Annotated in this window: 15 protein-coding genes; 10 read left to right on the top strand and 5 right to left on the bottom strand. The window is 51.5% G+C overall.

The window, feature by feature from the left end; genetic code table 11:
* The first annotated feature begins 124 nt into the window (after positions 1-124).
* The 7 genes from hrpA to ACJJIC_RS20015 all read left to right on the top strand — a co-directional run bounded on the left by hrpA (position 125) and on the right by ACJJIC_RS20015 (position 9,345).
* Positions 125-4,039, top strand: coding sequence for an ATP-dependent RNA helicase HrpA (hrpA, locus tag ACJJIC_RS20045; RefSeq protein WP_445357734.1), 3,915 nt, complete (start codon positions 125-127; stop codon positions 4,037-4,039).
* Between the two features lie 233 nt (positions 4,040-4,272).
* The gene (locus tag ACJJIC_RS20040) at positions 4,273-4,641 is read left to right on the top strand and encodes an HvfA family oxazolone/thioamide-modified RiPP metallophore (RefSeq protein WP_445357733.1); all 369 of its coding nucleotides are present in this window, start codon (positions 4,273-4,275) and stop codon (positions 4,639-4,641) included.
* 81 nt (positions 4,642-4,722) lie between these two features.
* Positions 4,723-5,568 carry an HvfB family MNIO-type RiPP peptide maturase gene (locus tag ACJJIC_RS20035; RefSeq protein WP_445357732.1) on the top strand — a complete coding sequence of 282 codons (846 nt, stop codon included), beginning with the start codon at positions 4,723-4,725 and terminating at the stop codon, positions 5,566-5,568.
* Positions 5,549-6,331: an HvfC family RiPP maturation protein gene (locus ACJJIC_RS20030; protein WP_252084691.1), complete on the top strand. Its 783-nt coding sequence runs from the start codon at positions 5,549-5,551 to the stop codon at positions 6,329-6,331. Before ACJJIC_RS20035 ends, ACJJIC_RS20030 begins: the two co-directional genes overlap by 20 nt.
* A gap of 173 nt (positions 6,332-6,504) precedes the next feature.
* Positions 6,505-7,404, top strand: coding sequence for an MlaA family lipoprotein (locus ACJJIC_RS20025; protein ID WP_444908780.1), 900 nt, complete (start codon positions 6,505-6,507; stop codon positions 7,402-7,404).
* A gap of 38 nt (positions 7,405-7,442) precedes the next feature.
* Positions 7,443-8,621 carry a PP2C family protein-serine/threonine phosphatase gene (locus tag ACJJIC_RS20020; RefSeq protein ID WP_444899001.1) on the top strand — a complete coding sequence of 393 codons (1,179 nt, stop codon included), beginning with the start codon at positions 7,443-7,445 and terminating at the stop codon, positions 8,619-8,621.
* Between the two features lie 205 nt (positions 8,622-8,826).
* Positions 8,827-9,345 (top strand): STAS domain-containing protein, encoded by a 519-nt coding sequence (locus ACJJIC_RS20015; RefSeq protein ID WP_252084694.1) that lies wholly within the window; start codon positions 8,827-8,829, stop codon positions 9,343-9,345.
* A gap of 49 nt (positions 9,346-9,394) precedes the next feature.
* Here the strand turns inward: ACJJIC_RS20015 and ACJJIC_RS20010 are convergent, their stop codons facing one another.
* Genes ACJJIC_RS20010 through dusA form a run of 3 tightly spaced genes read right to left on the bottom strand, consistent with a single transcriptional unit; the run spans position 9,395 to position 11,863 of the window.
* Entirely contained in the window at positions 9,395-9,853 is a 459-nt protein-coding gene (locus ACJJIC_RS20010; RefSeq protein ID WP_252084695.1) for a tellurite resistance TerB family protein, read from the bottom strand.
* Positions 9,834-10,829 (bottom strand): transaldolase, encoded by a 996-nt coding sequence (gene tal, locus ACJJIC_RS20005; RefSeq protein ID WP_444888090.1) that lies wholly within the window; start codon positions 10,827-10,829, stop codon positions 9,834-9,836. Before tal ends, ACJJIC_RS20010 begins: the two co-directional genes overlap by 20 nt.
* Positions 10,830-10,885: 56 nt before the next feature.
* Positions 10,886-11,863 carry a tRNA dihydrouridine(20/20a) synthase DusA gene (gene dusA, locus ACJJIC_RS20000; protein WP_444883867.1) on the bottom strand — a complete coding sequence of 326 codons (978 nt, stop codon included), beginning with the start codon at positions 11,861-11,863 and terminating at the stop codon, positions 10,886-10,888.
* A gap of 656 nt (positions 11,864-12,519) precedes the next feature.
* On the opposite strand from dusA, the gene ACJJIC_RS19995 reads away from it, so the two are divergent.
* Complete coding sequence (locus ACJJIC_RS19995; protein WP_444883868.1) at positions 12,520-12,948, top strand: GNAT family N-acetyltransferase; 429 nt, start codon at positions 12,520-12,522, stop codon at positions 12,946-12,948.
* Positions 12,949-12,993: 45 nt separating this feature from the next.
* Here the strand turns inward: ACJJIC_RS19995 and ACJJIC_RS19990 are convergent, their stop codons facing one another.
* Positions 12,994-14,202 (bottom strand): glycerol-3-phosphate dehydrogenase/oxidase, encoded by a 1,209-nt coding sequence (locus ACJJIC_RS19990; protein WP_444883869.1) that lies wholly within the window; start codon positions 14,200-14,202, stop codon positions 12,994-12,996.
* Positions 14,186-14,878: a glycerophosphodiester phosphodiesterase family protein gene (locus tag ACJJIC_RS19985; protein WP_444883870.1), complete on the bottom strand. Its 693-nt coding sequence runs from the start codon at positions 14,876-14,878 to the stop codon at positions 14,186-14,188. The genes ACJJIC_RS19990 and ACJJIC_RS19985 overlap by 17 nt, the downstream gene beginning before the upstream one ends.
* A 271-nt stretch (positions 14,879-15,149) precedes the next feature.
* Between ACJJIC_RS19985 and ACJJIC_RS19980 the strand changes: the two genes are divergently transcribed.
* Together ACJJIC_RS19980 and ACJJIC_RS19975 are read left to right on the top strand one after the other, a co-directional pair.
* The gene (locus ACJJIC_RS19980) at positions 15,150-15,473 is read left to right on the top strand and encodes a hypothetical protein (RefSeq protein ID WP_444883871.1); all 324 of its coding nucleotides are present in this window, start codon (positions 15,150-15,152) and stop codon (positions 15,471-15,473) included.
* A gap of 182 nt (positions 15,474-15,655) precedes the next feature.
* On the top strand, positions 15,656-16,339 hold the full coding sequence (locus ACJJIC_RS19975; RefSeq protein ID WP_444888093.1) for a fimbria/pilus periplasmic chaperone: 684 nt from the start codon (positions 15,656-15,658) through the stop codon (positions 16,337-16,339).
* Positions 16,340-16,504: the final 165 nt, after the last annotated feature.

Raw genomic sequence — 16,504 nt, 5'->3', positions numbered from 1 at the left:
CAAAAGCAGTGCGCCTGTGAAAAAAATCACTATCTGGACCAGTATAGTTGAGCGCCACCAAGGGATTTTCTGCCCCTTAGCAAAGTGCGGGTATAATCTCCCGTTTACCAATTCTGTATGAATTATGAGTCACACCGAAGCAGATAAAAGCCTGGGCGCTTTACAGGCCCGAATCTCTGGCTGTATGGGGCGGGACCGCTACCAGCTGTATCGAACGGTTAAAAATGTGCGCCGGCGCCAGAAAGAGGGCAAGCCGGTCGATCGTATGTTGGCCCAGCTGGAACAGCAGCTGCAGGTTTCACAGTCTTTGGCAGAAGAGCGCCAGGGCAAATTGCCCGAAGTGCAGTGGCCGGAGTCGTTGCCGGTCGTGGCGCGGCGTGAGGAAATCGCCGAGCTGATCGAAAAGCATCAGGTTGTTGTTATCGCTGGTGAAACCGGCTCCGGTAAAACCACCCAGTTACCCAAAATCTGCCTGTCCCTGGGGCGGGGTATTTATGGCCAGATTGGGCATACGCAGCCACGTAGAATTGCCGCGCGCACAGTGGCCAATCGAATTGCTGAAGAATTGCAGCAACCTTTGGGGGAATCAGTTGGTTACCAAGTGCGTTTTACCGACCACAGCACTGAGCACACTCATGTCAAATTGATGACTGACGGTATTCTGCTGGCTGAAATTCAGCGCGACCCGTTCTTGAATAAATACGATACGTTGATTATCGACGAGGCCCATGAACGCAGCCTCAATATTGATTTTCTACTGGGCTATTTAAAAACCATTCTGCCCAAGCGCCCAGATTTAAAACTGATTATTACCTCAGCTACGATTGATCTAGAAAAATTCTCTCAGCACTTTGATGACGCACCGATTATCGAAGTATCTGGTCGCACCTACCCGGTGGAAATTCACTATCGCCCGACGGCAGATAGCGATGCCGACCTCAATGAGCAGGTTGTCGCAGCAGTTGAAGAGTTACTGCATGAGGAAAAGTCCAGCAGCCGGCGCGGCGGGGACATCCTGGTATTTATGAGTGGTGAACGGGAAATCCGCGAGTGTGCCAAGGCTTTGCGGGATGCGCAGATAGCTCAGTTAGAGATACTGCCCTTATATGCGCGATTAAGTCTGGCAGAACAGGCTAAGGTCTTTCACGGTCATAAAGGTCGCCGTATCGTGCTGGCCACCAATGTGGCGGAGACCTCCATTACGGTGCCGGGAATTCGCTATGTGATTGACCCGGGTACTGCGCGTGTCAGCCGTTACAGCTATCGCAGCAAAATCCAGCGATTGCCCATAGAGCCGGTTTCACAGGCCAGTGCCAACCAGCGCGCTGGCCGCTGTGGTCGTGTCAGTGCCGGTGTCTGTGTGCGCTTGTATGAGGAGCGGGACTTTGCACAGCGCGCAGAATTTACCGATGCGGAAATTCTGCGCACTAATCTGGCAGCGGTAATCCTGCAAATGTTGCAGCTGCGTATCGGCGATATCCGTGAGTTTCCCTTTGTCGATCCGCCCGATCCGCGCCTGATCAATGACGGCTATAAATTGTTGCAGGAATTACAGGCAGTCGATGACCAGGGCAGAGTAACCAAACTGGGCCGCGCACTTTCACGTTTGCCGCTGGACCCACGATTGAGTCGAATGTTGCTGGCCGGTGCGGACAATGGCAGTGCGCGCGAATTATTAATTATTGTCGCCGCCCTGGCCGTGCAGGACCCGCGCGAACGCCCGGCGGAAAAGCGCCAAGCGGCGGATGAAAAGCACCGACAGTGGCAGCATGAGCAATCGGATTTTCTATCCTTTGTGCAGCTATGGGATGCCTTCGAGACTCAGCGCCAGGAACTGAGCCAAAACCAGCTGCGCAAATGGTGCCAGAAAAACTTCTTATCCTGGCTGCGTATGCGTGAGTGGAGAGATATTCACCACCAATTGCGTGTGGCTTGCCGGGACCTCGAAGTCAAAGAAAACAAAGAACCTGCGGAGTACGAGGCAATACACCGGGCCATTGTCGTGGGTTTACTCGGTAATATTGGCGCTCGAGATGAGAATAAGGAATTTATCGGTTGTCGTAATCGTCGCTTCCATATTTTCCCCGGCTCCGGCCAGTTTAAAAAACCTCCGCGCTGGGTGGTTTCCGCTCAGTTATTAGAAACCAGCCGCTTGTTCGCCCACACTGTTGCGAAAATAGAACCGGACTGGGTGTTGGCTGCGTCTAAGCACCTGGTAAAACGCAATTATTTTGAGCCCCACTACGATGTCCGCTCTGGGCAAGTAATGGCTTTTGAAAAAGTCTCTCTGTACGGTTTGGTACTGGTAGAAAAACGCCGTATCCCCTATGGCAAGTTGGACCCGCAAATCGCCCGGGAAGTATTTATTCGCCAAGCATTAGTGGAACAGCGTTATCGCGGCAAGGGTCGTTTTTATAAGCACTACACTGATCTGTTGAAGTCCCTGGAAGAGTTGGAAGCCAAGTCCCGTCGCCGGGATATTTTGGTGGACGATGAAGTGGTTTATCGCTTTTTCGATGAACTAGTTCCCGCAGATATCGTCAACCTGGCCGGGTTTGAGCATTGGCGCAAGAAAGCTGAAACCAGTGATCCGCAGTTGCTGTTTGTCCCCCGTGAGTTGTTGATGCAGCAGAGTGCTGATCACGTGGGTGAGGCGCAATTCCCTAACGAACTGCAGGCTGGGGGTATTGTTTACCCACTCCGTTATCACTTCGAGCCCGGCAGTGTGGATGATGGCGTCAGTATCCAGGTGCCCGTTGGGGCGTTACATCAGGTGCCTGCCGCTCGACTCTCCTGGTTGGTGCCTGGAATTTTACGAGATAAATGTATCGCCCTAATAAAAGCCCTGCCGAAACAGTGGCGCAAATACTTTGTACCGGTACCGGCGGCTGTGGATAAGGCCCTGCCGCGACTGCGCGCAGACAATACTCCCCTATGTCAGTCGCTGGCCTTGGAGCTGCAACGTCAGACCGCTCAGAAGCTACCTGAAGATGCCTGGGAATCTGCGGAACATTCCTTGGAAGATTTCTACCGCTTTAATATTCAGGTGTTGGATGAGTCAGGAAAATTGCTGGATCAGGATCGCGATCTCTCGCTATTGCAGGCACGCTATCGCGACCGGGTACAGCAGGGACTGGCAAATGCAGGCGATAGCTTCGAGCGGGATGATATTACCAGCTGGGATTTTGGTGAACTGCCGGAAACTCATACCCTCGATCAGGGAGGGCTCAAGGTGCGCGCCTATCCGGCGCTCGTAGAAGCTAAGGAAAGTGTTTCCCTGAAATTGCTGGATAATCCCGCTGAAGCGCGTCGCCTGAGTCGTGCTGGGATCTGCCGCCTGGCTCTGTTGCACTTGCCCGAGAAGGTGAAATATCTACGTAAAGAGCTGTTGCGTGGCAAAGAGTTGGGGCTTTCCGCCGCAGATCTGGGCCGCCGCGAAGAAGTGGCAGACGATATTCTGATGGCCGCCGCGCGTGAAGTCTTCTGGGGAGATGAAAACTGGCCACGCAGTGAAGCTGAGTTTCTATCTGCACTGGAGAAAGAGGGTGATTTGGTGGGAGTGGCCCAGGAAATTGGCGACCTTTTGGTCAAAGCCCTGGGGCAATTGGTCCCCCTGCGCAAGCAGATCAAACAGCAAAAGAACCTGGCAGTCGCTATGGCGGTGGGGGATATCCAGCAACAATTGGCAGGACTTTTCTACCGGGGTGTCTTGTTTGATACCCCTCTGCAATGGTTGCGCCAGTATGGCCGTTATCTCAAGGCGATTTCTGTGCGTCTGGAAAAGGCGGCCCTCGATCCAAACCGCGACCGCAAGTTGCAAGTGGAGTACCACAAGGCTGCCGAGTCTTTCGATAATCAGATTGAGAAGTTTTCGAGGAGAGAGCTGGCTTCAGAGCCTGCGCTGGTAGAGTATCGCTGGATGCTTGAGGAATTCCGTGTGAGCCTGTTTGCACAGACGTTAAAGACTCTGATGCCGATCTCTGCCAAGCGCCTGCACAAAGTTTGGATAGAAATTGATGGCATGGAGCTGCTCGGTTGAGTACTGCTTAGCCACAGTTCACAAAAAAATTTGTGGCCTTGTGTAATATTTCCCAAACTGGCCCGACAGATGAATGAGAGTCGGTAAGCATACGCGGCATCATTAAATATGTGATGGCTGTGAGCCGGTTTCACAATATGACGGTTTTTCAGTGCGCATCATTATACTGTTGCGGGACATAGAAAAAGTCATAGAGAGTTATATTACATTGGGTATTAGTTAGGAGATTCATTATGAACAAGAAGCATCTTTCCCCTGTAGCAGCTGCTGTTGGTGCTGCTTTTATTGCAACTGCTGCGATGAATGTATCTGCATCCACCGCTGAAGCTAACCCGTTTGCCGCTGCTGAGCTCACCTCCGGTTATAACTTGGCTCTGGCCGATCACGATGACAAGGAGAAAGAAGGCAAGTGCGGCCACGGCAAGAATAAAGAAGGTAAATGCGGCGAAGGTAAAAAGAAAGAAGGTAAATGCGGCGAAGGCAAAAAGAAAGAAGGTAAATGCGGCGAAGGCAAAAAGAAAGAAGGTAAATGCGGCGAAGGTAAGTGTGGAGAAGGTAAAAAGAAAGAAGGTAAGTGCGGCGAGGGGAAATGCGGTAACTAATACCCCAACACGCGCGATTGGGGCGGCACTGTGTTAAGGGCCGCCCCAAGTACTTTTCACTATCACTAGAGGCAAATAGCGGTGCGTAATTATCCAGTGGAGGGTGCCGGTCTCGGGCTGCGTCGCTCTATGATGGGTGAAGAACTTCCATCGGGTGCGGTGGATTTCTTTGAGGTGGCGCCGGAGAATTGGATTGGCGTCGGCGGGCGCTATGGCCGCTGGTTTCACCAGCTCAGCGAACGATATCCATTTATCCTACATGGCCTGTCTCTATCTATTGGCTCGTCTGACCCGCTGGATATGGACCTGCTTGCTTCGATCAAGCAGTTTATCCGCGATCACAATATCCGTCTTTACAGCGAGCACTTGAGCTACTGCTCAGATAAGGGCCATCTCTACGATTTATTACCCATCCCCTTTACCGAAGAAGCGGTAATGTATGTCGCCGAGCGAATTCGCATTGTGCAGGATACCCTGGAGCAACGTATTGCCATGGAGAATGTCTCCTATTATGCGGCGCCGGGTCAGGAGATGAGTGAGCTGGCATTTTTGCAGGCGGTCCTGCAAGAGGCGGACTGCGACCTTCTGCTCGACGTAAATAATATCTATGTGAATTCAATCAATCATCGCTATGACCCCCTGGAATTTTTGCGCGGGCTTCCCTCCGAGCGTATGCGTTATGTACATGTAGCGGGGCATTACGATGAGGCGGATGATCTGAAAGTGGATACACACGGTGCTGCAGTGATTGATCCCGTGTGGCAGTTGTTGAACAAAGCCTACGAGGTACACGGTGTCATGCCGACCTTGCTGGAGCGCGATTTCAATATCCCACCGCTGCCGCAATTGTTTCAGGAAGTGGAACAGATCAAGAGCATTCAGGCCTGTCACCGAGAAGAAGAGAGCTATGTCATCAGTCGCCGATAAGACAGCCAGGTTCCAAGGCTTACAGCGGGCTTTAGCCAATCACCTACGCGCCCCTGATCAAGTTGAGGCGCCAGAGGATATTGAGGACCGGCGAGTTGCCATATATCGGGACCTGATTTACAACAATATCGAATCTTTTATTGCCAGTGGTTTCCCTGTATTACGCAGCCTCTACAGTGATGAGCACTGGCACAAAATGGTGCGTGATTTTGTTCAGCACCACACTTCCAAGAGCCCCTACTTTCTGCAGATTAGTGAGGAGTTTCTCACTTACCTGCAACAGGAGAGGGAACAGCGGGAGGAAGACCCAGCGTTTCTATTGGAGCTGGCTCATTATGAGTGGGTGGAGCTGGCGCTGGATGTGAGTACTGAGGAGATTCCCACCGACCTGGATCGCCAGGGAGATTTATTGACCTCTATTCCGGTGGTGTCACCGCTGGTGTGGAGTCTCAGTTACCGTTTCCCGGTGCACCGTATCGGTCCTACCTATCAGCCCCAGGAGCCAGCTGATTCTCCCACCTTCTTGCTGGTCTATCGCGACCTTAGCGATGAAGTCAGCTTTATGGAAATCAATGCAGTAACCGCACGACTATTGCAGTTGGCCTCAGAGGGTGATGTCACAGGGGAGCAGCTCTTGGCACAAATTGCTGCCGAGCTACCGCAAGTCGATAGCGAAGCCCTTTTCGGCTTCGGTATTGAGTTACTCCAGAAATTACTGGATAACGGAGTGATCGCTGGTTTGCGGCCGCAGGCGACAGAGTAGATCGGCCGGGCCTAGGATTTCTGGCGCAAATTACCTTTCTGTGACAGCGTGTGCTTGCCTGAAACTGCGGCATCTTTGATGAATACCAGCTGCTATGCTGCCGAGGGTGGTTTACAGTTTGCGGGGGCGTTAGAATCCTTGACCTTGAAATTTGTTAGAAGAGGAGCAGGGTTTTGCTAGGACGCAGAGATTTATCGCCCTGGTTGATGGCCGCATTACTGGCCATCTCCCCCATGGGCGCTTTGGCGACACAGGACCCATTTGGTGACGCCGCCACTCCCTCAGCCCAGCCTGAGGCGGTAGAGCAGAATGACGTTAGTGGTGAGTCCAATGGTTCACTACTGGATGAGTATGGCTTTGACCCCGCGGAAGAGTTTGAGAGTGAGGAAGGTGAAGACTTTTCTCTTCGCGATCCCTGGGAGGGATTTAACCGCGCCATATTCAGCTTCAATGACGGCGCGGATCGCTATGTGCTAAAACCGGCGGCTGTGAGTTATCGGCAGATTACCCCGATATTTGTACAGCAAGGTGTAAGCAACTTTTTCAGTAATCTGGCTGAAGTAACCAATACCTTTAATGGTGTGTTACAGGGCAAGTGGGGCCAGGCGGGTAATGACGCCGGTCGTCTGCTAATCAATACCACCATTGGTATTGCCGGTCTTTTTGATGTTGCCAAGCATATGGGCTTGGAGAAAGGTGACGGTGAGGACTTTGGCCAAACTCTAGCGGTTTGGGGGGTACCCTCTGGTCCCTACCTGGTGTTGCCACTGCTAGGGCCCTCCACGGTGCGGGATACGCCAGCTAGAGTGGTGGATTACTACACCAATCCTCTGACCTATGTGGAGCACGATCCCACTCGCTATACGCTTAAGGCTACCGATATTATCCAGAGTCGCGCTAGCCTGCTGAAGGCTGAATCCCTTCTGCAGGGTGATCGCTATATTCTGCTGCGCGACGCCTACCTGCAGCGCCGCGACTTCTTGATTGTGGATGGTGAAGTGGATGTGGATACCGCGACCGAAGCTGCCGAGGCAATCGATCAGGGGGAAGTCGAAGAGTCCAGTGACTACTGAGCAACAGCTAGTTAACCCTCTTTCCAAAAGAGCCTGCCATGGCCGGCCCCAGTAGCCTGTTACTGACCGATGATGAGCGCTCCCGCAATTTCTTGCGTGGAGCGCTTTCGCGTCAAGGGCTTTCAGTTGCTGTAGCTGATAGTGGCCAGCAAGGCATAGAACAATTTACTCCCGAACTGTTTCAGCTGGTTATCGTCGATCTACTCCTGCCCGATATGGATGGGTTGGAGGTACTGCGCAAAATCAAGCTCCGCTCCCCGGCGACGGCGGTTGTAATGATTGCCGAGCAGGGTGAGCTTCACGAAGTATTACAGGCCATGCGTCTGGGGGCCTGCGATTATCTGATCAAACCCATTCAACAGGCTGCATTGATCGATAAAGTAATCTGCCGTATCACCGGCGCGGAAAACCTCGCCCAGCAGAATATTGAGTACCGCAACACCCTGGAGCAGCGCAATAGCGAGCTGCGCGAGCACGTAGAAGTATTGCGCCGTGATCAGGAGGCCGGTCGCTTGCTGCAGCAGCACCTGTTGCCACGCAGTCCCTATTTTTATCCCGGCGGCGTTGAGGCCGCCTACCGCCTGATCCCCTCTCTGTATCTCAGCGGCGATTTTGTCGATTACGGTTTGTTCGGCGAGCGCTTTGTGGCGTTTTATCTGGTGGATGTCTCAGGGCATGGGGTGTCCTCCGCATTGGTTACGGCACTGATCAAAAACAGCGTGATGCATCGCCTGCGTGAGCGCCCTTTGTTTTCCCAACTGGAGTCCCTGGACTCCGACTTGTTGGAAGTTTTGGAGTTGATTAACCGCGAGCTCTTATCCACAGGTATGGGTAAACACGCCAGCATGTTTATCGGTGTGGTAGATACCGCCGCTAGCCAACTGCACTATGCCGTCGCCGGACAGATTCCCATGCCGGCGCTTGCCAGTGTCGCTGGCGCCGACTGGCTGCCGGGCAAGGGGCGGCCCTTGGGCATTTTTGAGCGGGGTGACTGGCAGGTAATGTGTGCCGAGCTGCCCAGCAGTTGGCGGTTGGTGGCCTGCTCCGATGGTGTACTGGAGTTACTCGAAGGCGATTTACTGCAAAAAGAAGAGCGGTTACTAGAGTTGATAAGCGCTACGGGCGGTGAGTTGGGAGTACTGTGTGAGAGCCTGAAAGTGGACACTTTTGGCGCATTACCCGATGACATTACAATTCTTACCCTTGCCCACGTTTAGAGGTGGCATTTCTGCGACTAAATAGTCGAATTTCATGCCCTAGCACTCTTGTCAGTCCCAGCAGTCAGGAGTAAGCTCCGCCCATCCTATGCACAAAAGTGCCGAGGCGGCAAAACCGCCGCAAGCATTTTTGCTCTACCAGTGAACTTTCGCCATCCAGTACACTTTAATCCACTGAGTGTGTTCGGGTGAGCCAGGGGTTGTTATGCAGTCCGGGCAAATTATGGTTGGGGCCCACCAGGGCGTTTACATCATTAAATTGATGGGCGATGTTCGCCTCAACCTATGCACTTCTTTCGATAGTTTTATCGATAATATGTTTGCAAGCAGTGACTTTGCCGGTGTGGCCTTTGACTTACACGGTGCCGAGGGTGTGGATAGCACAACCCTGGGGCTGATGGCCAAGATCGCGATTCGCGCACAGGAGCGTGGCTGCCAGAAGCCCTTGGTATTCCTTGCCGATAGGGGCATTCAACATCTGCTAGATGCGATGGGTTTCGACTCCCTGATGGAAATCAGCGATGAGAAACGTGATTTCTCCGTGGAGACAACTCCGTTGGTCTGTAAAACCCCGGATGAATGTGCTGCTCGGGAGAAGGTACTAGAGGCACACCGGGTGCTGATGAGTATGAACGAGCAAAATGCGGAAACCTTTCGCGATCTGGTCCATACCCTCGAGCTAGAATGTGGCTCCCACAGCAAGTCCTCCGCGCACCTGCACTGAGATTTAACAAACACCCTCCTTCAAAGTTTTAACGCCCCGGCAAAACTTTTCAGCTACTCCGCATGTCTCTAGCTTCCGCCCGTGCGCGGGTAAAGAGTCCGTGGGGAAGGTAAATTAACTCGGAAACCCGGCGGATTAGATGTTCTTCAAAAGCCTCGATCACATCGTCGGAAAAAGCCACCTGCCACATCTGCCGAACCAGCAGGTACTTGTCTCGCTCGCTGAACTGGTCATTGACGGCCTGGGTAAACTCAAACAGGGAAGTGGCTCGCTCCCTTTGCTCTATGGCTTCATCAATAATCTCTGCCGCCGCATGGCTGCTCAGCGCGTAGTGTTGGCAAAGTAGTTCGATCAAAGTGTTACGTTCGCGCGGGTCTAGCTTTTGATCCACAGTAGCCACCTCAACCAGTAAGGCGGCACTAATCATTCGCACGTCTTTTTCATCGTGCATTTCAACATCGGCACTGTTGCCAATCTGTTCAAACAGCTTACGGATTTGTTGCAGCATCAGTTTCCCGGCGTCCCATCACTTGGCTCTGCAGCAGCATTTCGAGCCGCTCCTGATCTTTGACAAAATTACGGATACCCTCGGCGAGCTTTTCTGTGGCCATGGCATCACTGTTGAGTTGGTAGCGGAATGCCGCTTCGCAGAGTCGCCCCTCAGGGCGTGACAGCGGTTCGTTGACCGTGGGAAGCCCACCAACCAATAAACCCTCGCTCTCTTCCAGAGACTGGAGCAGCTGAGGGCTGATGGTTAGGCGATCGCATCCGGCCAGCGCTTCGATCTCCTCCGTGTTGCGGAAGCTGGCGCCCATCACAATGGTGGAGTAGTCGCGCGACTTATAATAATGATAGATATTGCGTACCGACAGTACACCGGGATCCTCTTCACCGCTAAAGGCTTTGCGGTCTCCATTGGCTAGATGCCAGTCGAGGATGCGGCCCACAAAGGGAGAGATCAGTGTTACTCCAGCTTCGGCGCAGGCAATCGCTTGGCTCAAACAGAACAGCAGGGTGAGGTTGCAGTGAATGCCCTCCCGTTCCAATATCTCTGCTGCTGCTATTCCCTCCCAGGTGGCGGCGACTTTAATTAGTACTCGCTCCCGGGCTACGCCTTCGCGCTCGTATAGGGCCACAAGGTGTCTGGCGTAATCAATAGTGGCGCGGGTATCGAAAGACAGGCGCGCGTCCACCTCGGTAGAGACTACCCCAGGGATCAATTGCAATATTTCACTGCCGATACTGACAGCCAGCTTGATTGCAGCCAGCCGCGCTGTTTCAGAGGAGTTAGCGCCACTGTGGTGGTGAGTTGCCCAGTCCAGTGACTCTTGGATCAGGCCCTTGTATTGGGGCAGTTGGGCAGCCTTAAAGAGTAAAGAGGGATTGGTGGTGGCATCCTGGGGGCGATAGCGGCGTATGGCATCAATATCGCCAGTATCTGCTACCACCTGGCTGCGCTGTTTGAGTTGATCCAGTTTATTCATCGCGATTCCCTCGATAGTATTTGGCTTCCCTTCCTATGAAATACTGGCCTTCCAAGTTAAGCCGCTTGGGTGACCAGTGACAAAGCTTGCTCCACAACCTCAGGCCCTGCCCCTTTCTTGTGAGCATTTTCACTCAGATGACGACGGAAACGGCGTGCCCCGGGCAGGCCCTGAAAGAGCCCGAGCATATGCCGGGTAATATGGTTGAGGCGTTGACCACTTGCCAGTTCTCGCTCGATATAGGGCAACATCTGCTCGACCACTTGCGCGGCATCGGGTCCTTCATTTTCTCCAAACAACACACTGTCCACTTGTGAAAGAAGTGCTGGGGTCTGATAGGCGGCGCGACCGAGCATAACACCATCTACCCGCTGTAAATGTTGCTGGCATTCTTCCAGAGAATTAATGCCACCATTAATGATGACTTGCAGCTGTGGGTAATCCTTTTTTAGCTGGTAAACCATATCGTAGTTAAGCGGTGGGATTTCGCGGTTTTCCTTTGGGCTGAGGCCCTGCAGCCAGGCTTTGCGGGCATGGACGATAAATGTCTCTGTGCCGATGGCTGCCTGCGCCTCCACAAAACGGGTCAGGCCAGGGTAGTCTTCCATATCGTCTATACCGATACGGTGTTTGACTGTGACCGGAATAGACACTGAGTCACGCATTGCAGATAAGCCGGCAGCTACAACATCTGGTTCCGCCATCAGGCAGGCGCCAAAACGTCCAGACTGAACCCGGTCACTGGGGCAGCCGCAGTTGAGGTTGATTTCCGCATACCCCCACTCCTCGGCAATTCGTGCGCACTCCGCCAGCTCGCGCGGGTCGCTACCGCCGAGCTGCAGGGCGACAGGTTGTTCGGCAGCGTCAAATTGCAGGTGGCGCTGGCGATCTCCGTGCAAAATTGCCCCAGTGGTCACCATTTCGCTATAAAGGCGAGCGCATTTACTCAGTAGGCGCCACATATAGCGGCAGTGACGGTCACTCCAATCGAGTAGTGGCGCGGTGCAAAAGCGGTGGGGACTGTAATCAGACATAAACTACGATGTAAAAGACTAATAAAAACAGAGTAGCCCGCCATTATATGGGATGTAAAACAAAGACCCCATAGTGTTAGGGTACATTGTATAAAAGAGAGGGGGCAGAAGTGGGCTAGAGGGTGGCTCAATATACTTGAATGCTTTATAAAAAACTGAGTGACAAAGTTAGCTCGCCCTCAGAGTGAGAAATTAAGGTAATTGGGAGTTGGTAGGAGTAATTCAATCAATATCTTAACTCTGTAAATTCGTATTTAATATTTTCTTCCAGTTGCTTATCGATTTGTACCTTTTAGAAATTAAATGGGTTTTATCTTCTCGCGACAACGTTAAGAAACAGTCATATATAACACTTGACTTAAATCTCTAAAGAGTGGATTTTTTGTACTTTGGTGCGAGATGGGTTAATAATTGGTCATGTAAATTTCAACCATATCGCACTTGTGAGTACTACCTCTTGTTACTTATTGTGTAGTGCTTCAGGGAGTAATTGGTATTAGCAGAAAAATAATAATTAGACTAAGTTCAAGTGATTAAAAGTCTTGGTTGCAACAGTGGAAACCATACCATCTTCGATGGTCAATTTTTTATGCAAATTAAAAAGTGAAAATTGGTATTGGTCCAGCTTTATTGGTTGTTAAGTATAAGAGTGAAAAATGTTCAGTATAGATATTACAATGTCACCGTCTAAAGATGAATCCAATATATTAAGTCAAGGTATTATCGACTTTAACCAAGCAAGTGTTCCTGGGCTTGAGCGAAATGAAGATGAGGTTAAATTTACAGTTTTTGCTAGAAATTCCTCTAATGAGATAATTGGTGGTATCCGTGCTTCTTGTTATTGGAATACTTTGCATATTGAGTTGCTTTGGCTTTCGGAAGAGTGCCGAGGCCAAGGTGTGGGTGCGGAACTTGTAAAAAACGCTGAACTTTTCGCAAGAGAGAAAGGGTGTGAGAAAGCATTGGTTGAGACAACAAGCTGGCAGGCAAAGCCATTTTATGAAAAAAATGGCTATGAGCACATGGCAACCTTGTCCGGTCGCCCCAAGGGGCAAGCATCGCATTATTTATCTAAAACACTATAAATGGATCTAGGTATTTACAGACTTCTAAATGCTGTTTAGATAATTTTAAAGATTGCGCTCCCTTTCTGAGGTGCTGGACGTATTAATGTGTGAGGAATAGTTTTCGCTTGGGGGGCCCTTACCTTGCAGGGTGGCTTGTAATTTTTTGGCCAGCTTGCGTGCGGTGGCGCGGTAGCTGGTAAGCTTGCCGCCGGCGACCGCGAGAATACGCGGCTTGCGCTCATTATCACAGCAAATCATGGATTCCCGCGAGCGGGCGAAAGGACTTTTTTCCGCTTCCGGTAGAACCCGCAATCCAGCATAGCTATCACATATATCCTCCACCTGTAGGCTGCGTGTCTGGGAAAAATACTGCTGTACCGTACGTAGCAAATAAGCCTCCTCTTCCATGGTGGGAACCACTTCTCGTGGATCGCCGAAGAAGGGGCGCTCTGTGGTGCCAACTAAGGTTTTGTCTTGCCACGGCATTACGAAGACCGCTCGATGATCCTCGGCTTCCACATAGAAGATCTTATTGCCGAGCGACAGTGGCAACAATATGTGGGTGCCAGCGACAAGGTCTATAGGAGGTAGGGTTACAGAGGGAGAACAGCGCGCGTTGGTGGTCGCTACCCAGGGGCCGCTGCAATTAACCAGGGCGCGGGTGTGTAGAGTATTGAGTTTGCCGTCGGCAACGTAATCAACCCGCACCCCCTCCTCGGTAACTTCCGCCCCAACTAAACTGCCGGGACAGATGATTTGCGCACCATGCGCAATTGCTGAGGCGACTACATCACGGGTTAGGGCGGCATCGTCTGTTTGCGCATCGTAATAGCGAAATACTGCGAGTAGATCCTCTTGCTTGAGGCCAGGTAGGGTATCCCATTCGGATTTGGGTAAAGCGCGAAAGCGCGAGGCCTCACTGCCGATGCCCGAGAGGAGCGCGTAAAGGCTAAGCCCCAGTCTGACCATCCATGGTGGACGCTTGCTGTCACGGTAAATAGGAATATAGAAGGGCACCATACGCACCAGCTGCGGCTTATTTTCCAGCAGCCAGTGACGTTCGCGCAGGCACTCATAGACAAGTCGGAATTGACCGCTCTCGAGGTAGCGCAGGCCCCCATGGATAAGCTTGGATGAGCGTGAGGAGGTGGCTGCGGCGATACCGAGCTGTTCCAGAATCACGACTGAATGCCGTTCCTTGGCCAGGGCCTCTGCGGTGCCTGCGCCAAGAATTCCCGCGCCAACTACCAGTACATCAAAATCCGTAGACATCACTCGCTTCCCAGGAGCGCATCAATAGTGGCAGGTTGCCGGTGAGGATATGGTGCGCACCTCGCTTTCGCCAGAGTACAGCTTCTTCAGCAGAGTTAATTTCATAGACAACCCACTGCCAGGGGCCAGGGGGTAATTCTTCGCAATCGACGAAGCTGTCGCGAATCAGCAGAAACTCCGGGGCGAGAGTAACGATATCGGCAGACAGGCAGCGTGGAACGCTGTTGATTTGCAAGGCCACTCTATGCCAGCCCATGCTGCGGGCGGCCCGAAGACTGCGACAGTCTTTTGTGAGCAGCGCGAAGGACTCGCGTTCGTTACGCATTAACTCCATGAGCTTCTTTACCACGGCTGTAAAACCCATGTTGGTGATATTGGCTGCGGAGATGCCTACAAACCAATCCAGGTGCCGGTGACAGCTGGCCCAGTCCACCAATTTTATAAAGGAGTCGATAGGTAAGCGGTTGAGTTGGGAGTCCCTTAGATCGTGGAAGAAATGTTGGCGCTTATCACTTGGCATAGGCAGTGTATCGCTATGGTAGCACCAGGGAGTGCCATCCAAGCTAAAACGGACATCGCACTGAATGGCGCAGGCGCCCAGATTATGGGCCGCTTCGAAGGCGGCGATGGTATTCTCCGGGTGGCGGGTTTTGTCGCCTCGGTGCGCGATTAGCATGTGTGTCAAATCCGGAAAGCAGGCGTTATTGTCGAGTGGATATAGGCGCTTAGGCGCTCTGAAACCCAAGGGTCAAATGACCCAGGCTGGAATTGGGTCTTACAGGAAAAATAGACCCTGGAGAGGTTGTTGCAAGTAGAGTTGGGCGGAAATTTCAATGCTCAAGTGCAGTCCTCAAGACTAGGGAATAGCCAGCTAAACTTAAGGTGTGCCCTTTAGATGTCTGTGCAGCTGTGGCATAACTGCGCTGTTAAAGAGGTATATAGCCCCCGTGAGTAGTAAAAGACGTATTCTGCTTTTGGCAATTTCCACCACTGTGCTAGCGTTAGCGGAGCATGTACAGTCTGCAGGACAGACTGCCCAGGCAACTTCACAGATAGTGCTGAGTTTTACACCTCAGGTGCAGTGGCGTTATGAGCGAAGCAGGGAATCGGCAAGGTTTTGTCTACGCAACATACCGGCCAAACATTTTCGTTTAACAAGCGAAGCTCTGCTGTCTTCCTCTGAGCAGCGTGTATATTATTCAGGTGCTGATAAGTGCCTGGAAACAAAGTCCATTGAGAACTTTTCGGGAGTGATGATTTCAGCGGAGTAATCATTTCAAGAACAAATCATTTTTGAATGACTAGCTCTAAGTTAATTCTTTTGTATGGGGGTGAATTTCTGTAGGACTCCCTGAGTTGGAACAGAAATATGGCCAGAGTATTACAAACAGCCATATAAATTCGATGAATGCAGTTTTTAAAATAATGGTTAATTTAGGTGGATGATAGAGCGATGAAAAAAATACTGCTCTCTTTCTTGTTGCTATTGGGGCAGCCCGCACTGGCAGCTATGTCCCTGGATAAAATAATTTTCTATCTTGATGATGCTCCCAATGCGCGTGATGACGTGGTTATCACTAATCCGGATAAAGAGACCCTGTATGTTCAGACAGAAATATTTCGGGTAGATAATCCCGGGCTAGAGAACGAAGAGCGCATTCGAGTGATTAACCCGGATGAATTCAGGTTGTTGGTGAGTCCGGCCAAGGCCATATTGGCGCCAGGAGAGCGGAAACGTTTTCGTCTAATGGCGTTGGATAGAGATTTAAAGGAAGAGAAGGTCTATCGTGTTACTTTCAAGCCGGTAGTTGGGGAGGTTAAATCGGAGCAAACCGCACTGAAAATTCTTGTGGCCTACCAGGCATTAGTATTTGTGCAGCCTGAGGATGGAAGTTACCAGCTGGAGTTACAGGCCGACGGGAGTCAACGCTACTTAAAGAATACCGGAAATATCAATGTTGAAGTGGTTGAGGCTCGCCATTGCCCAAGCGAGGGTGAGTGTCAAAAGCTCGATATTTCAGGTCGCCTTTATGCTGGAACAAGCCTGACGTTAGAGGGCCTTCCCACAGAAGGTGAGTTGGAGGTCTTACTCAGAGGGCGTGATAGCGAGCGAGTGCGCCTTCCCTTGGGTGGTTAAGAGTCAGTTACCTAAGATTTTACTGACTTGGGCATATAGATTAAATACGATAAGGGGATATCTAAGGCCTGGTTTGGTATCCCTCTTATAATATCGAAAGTGTATGTCTGATTCAGAGCAATGAACTTTTTCAGATTAAAAAATTTCATTGTTGTTTTATGTCTG

This window comes from Microbulbifer mixtoriginis (SeqCode), from assembly GCF_052468275.1.
This window is presented reverse-complemented; position numbering and strand designations above follow the sequence as displayed.